We start from the raw sequence: 12130 nt of genomic DNA, 5'->3' as shown, positions 1-12130 counted from the left end.
TCTCGTTAAAATTTACTTTTTCAAAAGTGATATCAAACTAACTGTATTTCCAGCAACATCTACCATAATTTTTGCTAATTCTATTCCGTATTTCTTTAAAAATGATTCTCTTACATCAACGTCCATTGGATGTAAAGCTACTGCCTTAATATCTTCTTCTGAAATACCCGCACCTATCATTAAGTCCTTATATCGTTGTACTTTAGTTAAAAAGGTACACTCTCCTATGTTCTGATAAGCAACGCCTTTTCCGGTAGTGACTTGTATTGATCCCATGTTTCTATCAATGTAAATGGTTCCTTTTCCTAATCTACAGTTTTGGTTTTCATTATAAAGTTTATACTTTTCATTTTCTTTATTAATAGTTTTTAGATTATTTAGTTTGTTATCTTTATATTTGACCCGCAACCACAGCTCTCCATTTTGCGATATAAACATTCTCTTATTCAACTTATCTTTAAAGTAGCTCTTATATACAAATCTGGTAATACTATATAAAATTTTAAGTATCACAAAAATCAGAAACAACCATAAAAACTGATTTATTTTGAAAAATCCATAACCATCCCTCCTAGCTTGATGTTGATTCTATGGTAACCATCGGAATTGTATACTATTAGAATAATAGTATCATCGTGCTTTGTCAATATTTTTTAACCTAAGTAATATTTAGATTTAATATAGGAGTTTAGAAGATGATTAATATCGGAGAGAATCATTTACTACTTTATGATAAAAATGATATCATCAAACTACGAGTTGAATCTAAAACTATTGGAATGTAAATAAGTAATACTTTGATTTTCAAAAATCTAAAAATTATTGGATAAAAGAAAGTAGATTATACTTAGCTATTAAGCTATATATAATCTGCTTTTTTATTTTATCTCGTTTTAGATTTGACTAAATACCTTAGGGCTACTACATGGTCTTTACTTCTATTTTTAGATTTTGATCTTATGCTGCTGCAAAAAAAGCTATCGAATCAATTCCATTTACATTCCATTCTTTTAGATTTTGATGTAGACGATCTCACCAACTTCGGACACCTTACCGATATTTACATTCCATTCTTTTAGATTTTGATCTTTGCGAGTTGTTGTAAATTCTCGTTTCATGGTTCATTTACATTCCACTCTTTTAGATTTTGATTCCATTAAGGATATTTTGAAATCGATTGATCCAGGATTTACATTCCACTCTTTTAGATTTCGATGAAAAAGTAATGTAGCCGAGTTCATAGGCAATGACATTTACATTCCACTCTTTTATATTTTGATACTTTAGCGGTGAACAGAAACTTCACTAATCAAGAATTTACATTCCATTCTTTTAGATTTTGATATTGAAAACAGCGGCTGCTGGTTTTGCTGGTGAAACATTTACATTCCACTCTTTTATATTTTGATCATTTGGGCGCTGTGTCGATCTCTGGCACCTCGAAAATTTACATTCCACTCTTTTATATTTTGATTGATTCAGTAACACATACTTGTGATCATTTACAGTATTTACATTCCACTCTTTTATATTTTGATCCCGTCTTAAATTATACCTGTAACCACGCGGTCTTAGTAGCACTTTTCTGTCGATCGCAACTTTACTCTCTTACCACTCATCAAACATAACAATCTCTTTCAGAGAAAATCTTTTTCTATCAACTATTATCTGTTGCTGTCGTAACTACAGGTTTTTCCACTTAATTATGGTCGACAGATCGACAAAACCGACCATAGTAATCTATCATCAGCTCGCCTTTCATTAAATGTGGTTATACATTCGAACGCCAAACAACCATACAATTATCCGCAAGATATTGTATGGTCGCTCAGTTATTTATGACCTCCTAAAGTGATTTTCTCCACAACAAATAAACCCTCGTAAGGTACCATTTTTTTTAATTTCTATTTCACCAAAAACATCCTCAATCAACGCAACCTATTTCCTTCGATTGCGTTTTCGATCTTTCTTTTTTCCAACCCCGCCCTTGCCTTTTTCTCTTTTCATCATCAGATCGTCCTTTTCCTCGCGCTTTTTCTGTTTCTCACTTTTCGGCTTTTGGTAGTTGGAATAGGAGTTTTTCTTGTGTACGGGAATTTCTGCGGGCTTCTTGCTTTCGGCTTTTGGTTTTTCTTTGACTGCCGAAGTTGATCCAGCGCTGTTTGGTTCAGCCTTTTGTTCGATGGTGACAGGACTTTCGGACTTGGTTTCATCTCCAAGCTCCGTCATCCGAGCGTCTGTCAGCACCATTCCTTCTGGTAAAAGCATTTTCACTAATGCGAGTTTTTCTGCATCACTCAGGTTGCTGAAGTCGAAAGCTGCTGGCTGCTGTGCTGGAGTTTGACTTGGAGACTCTTCCACCACCGAATTTTGATCAGACGTCTCCAAGACCACTCCATGTCTGACTTTCGGATAGCGAGTGCAGTTGAAGATATCGGAATTTTCCAACTTAACAAAACGGCGGATGCCGTCCTTTTCAAAGATCGTCAAAGACGACAGCAGCTCTAACGCCGCATCGATTTTCATTCCGGAAGATTTCGAGTCGGCATCTCGTAAGCTCCACGTATGGATCTTCCCCACTGCATCCTCAAAGGTCGAGACGACTTTATATTGGCCATCCATTTTTTCGGGTGGCGTTGTGCTGCTAAATAAATACTTCTTATTATCACTCACACGATTATTGTAGCGATGATATTCATTCTTATTTTTATAGAGACGGCGAGTAACCGTTTCCCATTCTTTGCCGGATGTAAAGGACGCCCGAAACAACGGAGCAAGCTTCCGCAGCACATCTGACGGCTCCGCAAATAAAAGGATCTCCCGAACCAAATCCCCGCAAAAATCCGAGAAATCACTGATGCACAAACATTGCCGAACCAGCACCGCCACCAAATATTGAAGCGTCGAATCCGCATCGGAAGAATCTTCGTAAAATTTCGCCAGGCGCTTCTCCAGATTCGCCCGCCCCATAGTGAAAAGTGTGATCTGTGACAATGGTTTTGTTTGCATAAGTGTTCTCTCCTTCTAACCCAAAATAAGGTTCCATAATGTTTATATTTTTTTAACTCCACTTATTTATTATAACTCTTAAATAACACTAAATTTACCCAACTTTTTAATTTTCGCGAAAGAAAATTGCATTTTCAAGCCCATTTCTTAAGATATTGCTTCTATATGTAAAGTAGTTTTTCCCGTCATAGTTATTACTGGATTTATTAGATAAAAAAATGTTTTAGTTTTTTTAAGCGACAAAATTTCGCTATAAACTATTTTTGTGTTTTTTATAAAAATAACCAGAGAAATATAGTATTATTTAATTATACAAATGTTCAAAAATATTATTTATAGAGAGTGGAAAGAATGAGGGCTTTAAATGAAAAAAAGGATTGGGGTAAAGCTTGGGGTAACATTCGCGGTTTTAGTTAGTTTTCTATTTGCCGCCCCTACACAGCATTATCAGGTAGAGGCAGCGAAATCGAAGACGGAAAAAACGGTCAAAATCAAACGAACTGCCAATAAAAAGGTCACCGTCAAAGTCAAAAAATATGTTGATGGGGATACCACGCGGTTCAAATTGAAAAATGGTAAAACCGTCACTGCAAAATATTTGCTGATCAAGGCACCTGAACTCAAAAAAGAAAATCCTTATGCTCAAGAAGCCAAGGATCGAACAAAAGAAATTTTGAAAAATGCCGAAAAAATTCAGATAGAATACGACAAAGGCGCGAAACGCGATAGTAAAAAACGTGAACTGGTGTATGTTTGGGCCGACGGAAAATTGGTTCAAGAAACATTAGCGAATGAAGGCCTGGCAGTAGCCCGCAGCACCAAGGGAAAGAACACGAAATACCTTGATAAAATCAAAAAAGCCGAGGAAAAAGCCAAAGAGCAAAGCCGCAATATTTGGGCTATCGAAAACTATGCGCAAGCAGGCAAAGGCTATAACCAAACAGCCGCTGATGAATATAAAAAAGCGCAGGCCGAAATCAAAGCGGCGAAAAAAGCCGAAGCAGAACGGCTGAAAAAAGAGCAAGAGGCCAAAGAAGCCGAAGAGAAGCGCGCGGCAGAACAAGCAGAAGCAGCTAGAAAAGCCGAAGAAAAACGGCTAGCAGAAGAAGCGGAAGCGGCCAAGAAGGCCGAAGAGGAACGAATCGCTCAAGAAGCCGCCGCTCAACAAGCCGCGGCGGCCCAAGTGCAAGCGGAAGCAGAGGCTCAAGCACAGCAGCAAGCCCAAGCCGCCGAAGCTGCACAAGGCCAGACCGTCTATGTCACGCCGACCGGCAGCAAGTATCACACCCATAAATGCGGAAACGGAACTTACACACCTGCCACACTAGAAGAAGCTCAAAATCGAGGCCTGACACCTTGCGCGAAATGCTATTAATATTTGTATCAAAAAGAGGCCTGAACTAGGCCTCTTAATTTTTTTCGTAAAAGGACGGCATTATTTTGTAGCCTTCGCCCCAAATAGTCATGATAGTTTTGTCATAGAAATCAGTTTGAGGCAGCTTCTTCTTAATTTTACTGATCAAATAAGACAATTGATTTTTATTTGACGTCGTCGGGCCTAATGTCCATAACTTCTGACACAATTCTTCCCGGCTGATAGCTTTTCCTTTGGCCTCCAACAATAAATTCAGCACTCTTTTTTCTGTTTTCGAAAGAGATGCTTGAGGAAGCAAATAGTTTTCCATCGCTTTTCTTACTGGGAAAATCGGCTCTGTTGAATCATTCGATGGCTGCGAATCCTTTCTATCGCCCTGAGCTTCTTGTGCCAGCACCATTCGTTCTCTAATTTCTTCGATACTCTCATTTTCATTGAGATAGCCATGAAAGCCCAGTTCAGTTAAAAATTCTTGTTTGTCATGATCTGGTTCGACCTCGACCTCTCTTAAAAAAGTAAAGGAATACCTCGCTAATCGATCAATTAAAATTCTTAATTCTTTGTTGTCTACCGTTTTTCCTATAATGACAAACTGGAAGTGACCTAAAATGCCAATGCCGGCTGTTCCATATTGCAATTGTTCTAACAAACTAGTGGAAAGAAAGACTTCATAATTTAACTTATTCAGTTTAAATTCCAAAGGATGATCGGTAAAAAGATTTTTGGATAATAACAGTACTTGATTCATTTTTTCCTCCATATTTTATGAAAAACCTTAAATGCAAATTTCTAAACGAAATAGTGTTGATGATCAGCTATTCTCAACGTTCAAAAGTAGTAAATTCAACTATTTTCCGTTCTAATCTCCTGTGTTTTTCAAATCGGCTTTTTTTCAGCTCTTTTATTACTTATTTTTTGACCTAGATTCGCCCAATCTAATGGACGCGGCGGGGCTAACCAGACAACATAATCCTTCTTATATTTTTCCCCTAAATCTCTAGAATCCGTTAGTATAATATCTGATGATTCAAGCTCGTCCGCCACTTCGGCACCAGCAATATGAAAGAAGTCTAGATTCTCCACGATAAATTTGTTGTACGAACTTCCAAAAGAAAAGTCGACATAGATATAGATCATCTCTAACAAGTTTATCTTAGGAAATGACTCTAAGATAAAAAACAAATAGTGGAAAAGAACCTGTTTCTTCTTTTTGAACAGACCTAAATCAGTATCCTTTAAATCATTGATGTATTTTTTACAAAAGACTAAGACTTTTGGATACGTTTGTTGGAAATAAAGGATATTCATTTCGGGCTGTAACTCTTCATAGGCTTAACTGGTTTCCATCAATTGAAAATGCAATAAGCAGCTTCGTCTTAAAAAAACATTTTTATGCTCCGAATATCCCGTTAAATTAGGAAAATGATGCAGCAGTCCCGCTAACAGCTTTTGACTCCAATCGATGATTTGTTCATTTTCAGTCAATTTTAACCCGATCGCGAGATCCTCCGAACGAGAATAGTAATATCGTAAAAAAGCGATCACCTCCGCTTCACGAAAACCCTCAGGTACACGACGAAAGAAAGAGTTCTCAGCTTCTTCTTGGATATTTTCTCTTAGTAAGCAGCTTTTTTCTTGATCTTCAACATATTTTTGCTGCTGAATTCTCAAATCAGTAATATAGAGATATTGCTGCAAATTGATTTTCTGATGGACAGTCATCCCCGTCATTAGCAGATATACTTGCCTGCCTTCAACAAAACTTTTATCGGTCTGGTTAAAAATACTAAAATCCGTTTTATAGATTCGCGAGAATAATTCGGTCAAAAATAAACGTAAATTTTTTTCACAGTCGCCGATCAAGCGGAATTTTTTATCTATCTTAAAATTAAAAGCGGCTAGATATTTATTCAATTGCTTATAGTTGCTTCGAGCCAGCGGATAACTGATCAAAGCTTTTTCCGAAAACTCATTCAGCGACCTGAAAGTGCCTAGCACAGCGCTTAATAAAAGCTGGAAGCTGATGGATTCTTCCACATATTTTTCCAAGAGTGTTTCCGAACTGGCTGTTCCGGTAATTTCCAATTGAATGAACGGATCTTCCAAAAACACATGGATCTCCTGCGCTAATCCATATTTCTCTAAATCCAACACCAACTGGTCGATCATGCTTTTAAGCACGAAGTTAGATATTTCCAATTGATCCATCATCTCTTTTTTCGTTAAAGAAAAATACGGACTGCGTTCCAACCGCTTTAACAGCTGATACTTTCTCCATTCTTCTTTTGCCAATAAACTATCTAGCAAAATAATCACTCATTTCTGTGTCAAATTGACCGTTTGCTTCCCCGTAAAGTACAATCCCCGATAATAAATAAGCACTTAAGGCAATGTCCCCATAATCATTTGAGGAACCCGCTCCGCTACCGCTTTCTGGCAGCGACGGTAACACAGTCGTTTGTGTAAAGAAGTCATCGTCTAACATTAAGACTTGATTTTTAGGCCGTACGATTAATTTCGTCAGATAAGGATTGTTCAATGGAAGGCTGCTTGTTTCTTTCCTTGGTTCCAGTCTCTCTTCAGGTAGCAAGAAGCCTACTCCATTGCTGCTTTGATCTGCTGTGACAGCTTTTGTGGTCTTAGGCTCATCATCTTCCAAAGAATCATACGTTTCCGATTCTTCCGCTGAACTGGCAACCGTTTCCTCTGAACTGGACAAACTATTGCTTGTCTCATTGTCATCGTTTGGAATCGGAGTGGCCGTTTGATACGGATTCATAGGATTATAAATGACTGTTTCTGCAAATCCTTGCTTTGAAAATAGGAAAAACGATGTTCCCATCGCCAGTACCAGAGAACTCTTTAATATTTTTTTCATTTCATCACGCCTTCCACCGTTTCACTCACTAATCTTGTAGATTACTCTTATCCCAATCAAAAGAGCGAGGAGTAAAAGAACGATCATAGCAATACAGTAATACCTATCTTTCTTTTGATTCTTTATTTGCACTGTTTCTTTCTGCAGCAATACTTTTTGCTTGGTCTTTTTATCCGGAGTTTTTGTCAGCTTGCCTTTGACGATAAAGCGCTGCTGGGTTTGAGTCGGTTTGTCGCAAGTGATCAAGGTTATCTCAGTGCTGTTTTTATCATCTGTGACCTGAATATTTGTTTGCTGGATGAGCTTGGTTTGGGTCACGGTATAATGATAAAAATCGTTTTGATACTCTAGATAAAGATCATCCCCAACCGTTACCTCCAGCAGCTTGCCAAATAACAAATTGTTTCGCCCCAAATGATGTCCGACCACCACCATATTATGTGCTTCAACTGTTCTTTCCGGAAACAACGTACCGGCCCCTACCAGCATCTGCTGGTTGTCTAATCCAGGGAAAATCGGCAAGCCGATCGCCACTTTAGGAATAATGATCTGACCGATCGCCTGAAAGATTTGCTTTTTTTCAAATGCCAGCGTATCCGCTAAATCTGGCGGCTGAACCGCTTCTAACGGAACCTCCTCCAGCGCACCGATCGTTTTCGTTCGTTCAATCGTGACGTCCTGTGTTTGAAAAATAAGGACCGCTTGTTTCAGATAAGGGGAAAACAAAAGAAAAATCGCTATACAGTAGATCAGTATGAGACTGAATCTACTCTTTTTTGTCATTTTTTTTCTTGCGCCATACCAATAACACGATGATCAGCAACAATAAGAGAATCCCGATTAAGATATACACCCACGTATAATCCTTCTTGATCGTTACATCCGAAGCATTCAGCTTCTTGGCTACGTCAGATTTGATTTCAAAGTCCTTTTCCAGCGACCATTGATAACGATAATTTTCGGCCTTTTCACTGTCTTTTTCTTTGAAGCTGTGAGTGCCTGCTTGATCTTTTTGACCATAGGCTTCAATTTTCATCGTATACTTTCCAGCCTTTAAGCGATCCCCATTCAAAGGAACAGACAAGTCAAAGTTCGTGTTTGGTGCCATTTGCATCCCAGTTTGTTCATTTGTATAGAGTGCCTTGCCATTGCCTTTTTTGGTAATCACTGTTTTTGCTGCTAATTGGTTCAAATAGGTGAAATTAGGATTTTGCAGCTTTCCTTGAATCACATTCCGCGCATTTCGCTGATCGGCCTTGACTCCCAGCAATTTCAAGTCAGGATCGCCATTTTGCGTTGTTTGCCGCATCAACAAGGCAACAACATACGAATACTCATTTTTGATTGCTAAGCCTTTTCCTTTTTGATCATCAGAGGAATCACTCGTTTTGTCCGTTGTTTTTTCCTTAAAGGTGATTCCACCAGCGATTACGCCATCAAATTTTTCATTAGGCATATGTATTTTCACTTTATATTCCGCCGCCGTATTAGGTGCCAGCTTGATTTCTTTAGGTGCTTCAACATAATCCTTCAAATCATATTTGAGTGATTTATCTTTTTTGAGTTTATTTTCGCTGTATTCAACGACACCATTTCCATTCGTCTTGGCACTGCTGATCTGCGCTTCCACCACGACTTCTTTGTCCGTATCATTTCGCAGGTCGACCGTTAAGGTATCTTCTTGGTTCGGTGCTAATGATAGATCAAAATACGTCTTGTTCTTATCAATTTGATTCTCCGAAGCTTTCGGTGTGACCGCAAAATTGAACTCAGAGGCAAAGCTTGGTGACGCGATCGTTAAACAGCTTAGTATCGAAAATAATAGCAGTGCAAATTTTCTGTGTTTCATCATAGAGTTATCCTTCCAGCGAAAGGAAGGGATGTTTTGCAACATCCCTTCTTCAGCATCTTTTTAATTAGTTCCCTGGAGTATCTGTTAAAGCCCAAGTAAACGTTGTTGAATATTTTTTAGCATATTTTGTTGTCGATCCTGGTACACTCAATTCAATACTATTTGCACCAGTTACTGCATCAGTACCCCAATCAAACAGGTAAGTACCAGCGCCTTCGCCATCTTTAGCTGACATTACGTCTTGTAACGCGCCTGAAGGATCAGCAGTGATCGTCGCTTGACCAGTCGGACTTGCAGAGTTTGACGCAGTGACCACATGACCATTGTTGAAGGTTACGGCTGCTCCAGTTAATTCTTCTGATTCAGCTGTTTCGAATTGACCATTTTGTTTCATTTGTAATGTCCAACCCTCTTCTAACCCGCGATTATCAGTAACTTGGACATAGTTCGGGCCAGTTGTTGCTACGCCGTCTTTATCCAAATATTTTTGCGCCTTAGCTTTGTATACTTGTGTTTGAGAAGTAATTTTTTGTGTACCAAAGTCTAAACTTGAAGCATAATCGATTGATAAATCCCCCGGAGTACCTGGAGAAGGCCCCGTTGGATCGGTAGGATCTTCAGGCTCTGCTGGACTTTCAGGATCTAACGGGTCCTTTGGATCAGTCGGGTCCGTGTTTGGTGTGAATGTGATGATCCCATTTGAAGGATACTCGCCGCCGCCTGCGGCTAACGTTGCTGCCGGTGCTAAAGTAATCCCAGCTAAAATCGCCGTTGCTAATACTAAAGAATTAATTTTTTTCATGGTTGATTCTCCTTTTTCATTTTAAAGAATTTATTTTTCCAAAAACCGGAAAAATAAGTCTGATTTTCAAGCCGTATATCATTCCACTAAACTTCCATAGCGAGAACAGGCTTTATTTTTCATTTTGCTTTTGTATGAAACACACTGCGAAAAGAGGAACTGACATCCTTTTTCATTTTAAAGAATTTATTTTTCCAAAAACCCGGAAAAATGAATCTGATTGTCATTGCGCATACCATTTTACTAACTTGCCAAAGCAAGAAGTAAAACTGGCAAACTGACATCCTTTTTTATGTTGGATTAGTTGCCTGGTACGTCTGATAAGCTCCATGTCAGCAACGTGCTGTATTTCACTGCATCTTTAGGTGTGCTGCCTGGTACAGACAATGTGATTGCTTTGTTTACTTCAGCGTCTACTTCAACACCATTTCTATCTGTTTCTTTCACTGTTTCTACGTCTCCCCAAACATCAACGAATGTTCCGTTACCTTCGCCGTCTTTGGCTGACATTACTAAGCTTTCTGCACCTGCTGGATCTAAATCAATCGTTGCAGCAGCAGTTGGGAAGACAGCGGTTGATTTGCTGTCTACAGCAGCGTCAATCAATGAAACCGCAGAACCTGTTAAGGTATCATTCAACGTGCTTGCAGCAGCAAATTGACCATTTTGTTTAACTTTCAACGTCCAGCCTTCATTGTTCCCGCGTTTATCAGTGACTTGGACATAGTTGCCTGTCGCTGCTCGGCCATCTGAAAACTGCTGCGCTCGAGCGTAGTAAACTTCATCCATATTAGAAATTTTGTTCAAACCAAAATCTAGTGATGAAGCATAGTCGATTGATAATGGTCCGGCTGTCCCAGGATTTGGTCCAGTTGGATCAGTTGGATCGATTGGTTCAACCGGGTTGTTGGGATCAGGATCAGTTGGATCGACTGGATCGGTTGGATCAGTGTTTGGAATAAATTCCACAGCTCCATTTGATTCATACTCAGCTCCAGCTGCGTGAGATACCACACCGCCAACTGTTGAAAGTGATAATGCCGCTAATGTTGCGACTGCTATTAATTTAGTTGCTTTCATATTATTTCTCCTTTTATGGTACATTTTTTAAACTCCAAGTTAATGAAGTCTGATATTGTTTTGCGTATTTTACCGCTTTGCCGGGAACCGTTAATTGGACTGAGTTTCCTCCACTTGTTTCGTCAGAGCCAAACCGATACAACCACGTGCCGATTCCTTTGTCTGTCTCAGCGTTAATAACATCGATCTCCGTTGACAACGGCAATGTGATCGTGTCAGTGGCAGTCGGTGCATAGGTGCTGGAAAGATTCGAAACCATCTCGCCATTTTTCAAAACCAATTCGGCGCCAGATAATTCCTGTGCGGCTGCGGTTTGAAATTGTCCATTTTGTTTCACACTTAACTGCCAGCCTTTACCAGTTCCGCGGACATCTGAGACCTGAACATAGTTCGGGCCAGTTTTCTTTATTCCGTCAAAATCGGTATATTCTTGCGCCAGTGCATAATACGTTCTATTACTCGTAGTAATTGCTTGATTTCCAAATTGGAAGCTCGAAGCAAAATCGAGTGACAGACTGCCGCCAGTACCTGCCGGCGGTCCTAGTGGATCAGTTGGGTCGATCGGCTCAACTGGTTTCGTCGGCTCTGGACCCAATGGATCAAGTGGTTTGATCGTGATTCCTCCACCTTCTTGATAACCCAAATGTGTTTCTGTATCGTCTGCTGCATGAACTGCTGTTCCACAGACCAATAATAAAAAGGCTAGGAGGAGAAAACTAAATGATTGAATTTTTTTCAGGATTCTCGCCCTCCTTTAATTTAAAAAATACTAGTGTTAGCAAGGCAAACCCAATCAAGGATGTCAGAAAAGTTGAAGTATCACCAGTTGCTGGGAGGATTTTTCCTTCTCCCTTATAAGACGGTAAACTTCTCGACTGATTAGCTGTCGTTGCTGGTGCAGTTCCCTGTGTTCTATTACTTGAAGAAGCTTTACCAGGTTCCTCAGTTTTTCCAGGTTCTTCCCCTTTAGGATCTTCTTTAGGCTCTTCCTTAGGATCGTCTTTAGGGTATTCATACTCTCCATAAAAAGTTGTGACGCCATTACTATCATAGTTCGCTTCTGCCGCAAAGGCAGGTTTAGCGATAAATAGAAGTATCCCTACTAGCAATCCTTTTATCAATAATCGTTTCATT

13 protein-coding genes and 1 CRISPR repeat array are annotated in these 12130 nt (G+C 39.4%); of the genes, 1 reads left to right on the top strand and 12 read right to left on the bottom strand.

Annotated elements, in window-relative coordinates:
• Positions 1–12 precede the first annotated feature (12 nt).
• Together FFR60_RS07310 and FFR60_RS07305 are read right to left on the bottom strand one after the other, a co-directional pair.
• Positions 13–408: a hypothetical protein gene (locus tag FFR60_RS07310; protein WP_137663633.1), complete on the bottom strand. Its 396-nt coding sequence runs from the start codon at positions 406–408 to the stop codon at positions 13–15.
• Between the two features lie 585 nt (positions 409–993).
• Positions 994–1538: a CRISPR direct-repeat array (repeat unit 29 nt; unit sequence ATTTACATTCCACTCTTTTATATTTTGAT).
• A 400-nt stretch (positions 1539–1938) separates the two neighbouring features.
• On the bottom strand, positions 1939–3009 hold the full coding sequence (locus FFR60_RS07305) for a glycosyltransferase family 1 protein (RefSeq protein ID WP_137663632.1): 1071 nt from the start codon (positions 3007–3009) through the stop codon (positions 1939–1941).
• Between the two features lie 364 nt (positions 3010–3373).
• On the opposite strand from FFR60_RS07305, the gene FFR60_RS07300 reads away from it, so the two are divergent.
• Positions 3374–4384, top strand: a complete 1011-nt coding sequence (locus FFR60_RS07300) for a thermonuclease family protein (protein WP_137663631.1) — start codon at positions 3374–3376, stop codon at positions 4382–4384.
• 34 nt (positions 4385–4418) lie between these two features.
• On the opposite strand, the gene FFR60_RS07295 is transcribed toward FFR60_RS07300, so the two are convergent.
• From FFR60_RS07295 to FFR60_RS07255, 10 genes are all read right to left on the bottom strand, one after another.
• Positions 4419–5132 (bottom strand): helix-turn-helix domain-containing protein, encoded by a 714-nt coding sequence (locus FFR60_RS07295; RefSeq protein WP_171004888.1) that lies wholly within the window; start codon positions 5130–5132, stop codon positions 4419–4421.
• Positions 5133–5260: 128 nt separating this feature from the next.
• Positions 5261–5692 carry a hypothetical protein gene (locus tag FFR60_RS22915; protein WP_249354967.1) on the bottom strand — a complete coding sequence of 144 codons (432 nt, stop codon included), beginning with the start codon at positions 5690–5692 and terminating at the stop codon, positions 5261–5263.
• A gap of 24 nt (positions 5693–5716) precedes the next feature.
• Complete coding sequence (locus FFR60_RS07290; protein ID WP_249354966.1) at positions 5717–6691, bottom strand: helix-turn-helix domain-containing protein; 975 nt, start codon at positions 6689–6691, stop codon at positions 5717–5719.
• Positions 6681–7262, bottom strand: a complete 582-nt coding sequence (locus FFR60_RS07285; protein ID WP_137663629.1) for a hypothetical protein — start codon at positions 7260–7262, stop codon at positions 6681–6683. Before FFR60_RS07285 ends, FFR60_RS07290 begins: the two co-directional genes overlap by 11 nt.
• 21 nt (positions 7263–7283) lie before the next feature.
• On the bottom strand, positions 7284–8045 hold the full coding sequence (locus FFR60_RS07280; RefSeq protein ID WP_137663628.1) for a class A sortase: 762 nt from the start codon (positions 8043–8045) through the stop codon (positions 7284–7286).
• Positions 8029–9111, bottom strand: a complete 1083-nt coding sequence (locus FFR60_RS07275) for a WxLIP family cell surface protein (RefSeq protein WP_137663678.1) — start codon at positions 9109–9111, stop codon at positions 8029–8031. The genes FFR60_RS07280 and FFR60_RS07275 overlap by 17 nt, the downstream gene beginning before the upstream one ends.
• A 67-nt stretch (positions 9112–9178) precedes the next feature.
• A complete protein-coding gene (locus tag FFR60_RS07270; protein WP_137663627.1) occupies positions 9179–9916 on the bottom strand; it encodes a WxL domain-containing protein in 738 nt (245 codons plus the stop codon).
• 300 nt (positions 9917–10216) lie between these two features.
• Positions 10217–10996 carry a WxL domain-containing protein gene (locus FFR60_RS07265; RefSeq protein WP_137663626.1) on the bottom strand — a complete coding sequence of 260 codons (780 nt, stop codon included), beginning with the start codon at positions 10994–10996 and terminating at the stop codon, positions 10217–10219.
• Between the two features lie 13 nt (positions 10997–11009).
• Complete coding sequence (locus FFR60_RS07260; protein ID WP_503826027.1) at positions 11010–11687, bottom strand: WxL domain-containing protein; 678 nt, start codon at positions 11685–11687, stop codon at positions 11010–11012.
• A 25-nt stretch (positions 11688–11712) separates the two neighbouring features.
• Positions 11713–12129: an LPXTG cell wall anchor domain-containing protein gene (locus FFR60_RS07255; protein WP_137663624.1), complete on the bottom strand. Its 417-nt coding sequence runs from the start codon at positions 12127–12129 to the stop codon at positions 11713–11715.
• Position 12130 lies beyond the last annotated feature (1 nt).

This window comes from Enterococcus hulanensis, from assembly GCF_005405485.1.
Lineage (GTDB): Bacteria > Bacillota > Bacilli > Lactobacillales > Enterococcaceae > Enterococcus_A > Enterococcus_A hulanensis.
Note: the sequence above shows the minus strand (reverse complement) of the source record. Positions and strands in the feature narration are given on the sequence as shown.

Excerpts from the sequence above, each read along its gene's own strand:
- FFR60_RS07305 (WP_137663632.1), bottom strand. The coding sequence starts at position 3,009 with ATGCAAACAAAACCATTGTCACAGATCACACTTTTCACTATGGGGCGG.
- FFR60_RS07300 (WP_137663631.1), top strand. The coding sequence starts at position 3,374 with ATGAAAAAAAGGATTGGGGTAAAGCTTGGGGTAACATTCGCGGTTTTA.
- FFR60_RS07295 (WP_171004888.1), bottom strand. The coding sequence starts at position 5,132 with ATGAATCAAGTACTGTTATTATCCAAAAATCTTTTTACCGATCATCCT.
- FFR60_RS22915 (WP_249354967.1), bottom strand. The coding sequence starts at position 5,692 with ATGAATATCCTTTATTTCCAACAAACGTATCCAAAAGTCTTAGTCTTT.
- FFR60_RS07285 (WP_137663629.1), bottom strand. The coding sequence starts at position 7,262 with ATGAAAAAAATATTAAAGAGTTCTCTGGTACTGGCGATGGGAACATCG.
- FFR60_RS07280 (WP_137663628.1), bottom strand. The coding sequence starts at position 8,045 with ATGACAAAAAAGAGTAGATTCAGTCTCATACTGATCTACTGTATAGCG.
- FFR60_RS07275 (WP_137663678.1), bottom strand. The coding sequence starts at position 9,111 with ATGAAACACAGAAAATTTGCACTGCTATTATTTTCGATACTAAGCTGT.
- FFR60_RS07270 (WP_137663627.1), bottom strand. The coding sequence starts at position 9,916 with ATGAAAAAAATTAATTCTTTAGTATTAGCAACGGCGATTTTAGCTGGG.
- FFR60_RS07265 (WP_137663626.1), bottom strand. The coding sequence starts at position 10,996 with ATGAAAGCAACTAAATTAATAGCAGTCGCAACATTAGCGGCATTATCA.
- FFR60_RS07255 (WP_137663624.1), bottom strand. The coding sequence starts at position 12,129 with ATGAAACGATTATTGATAAAAGGATTGCTAGTAGGGATACTTCTATTT.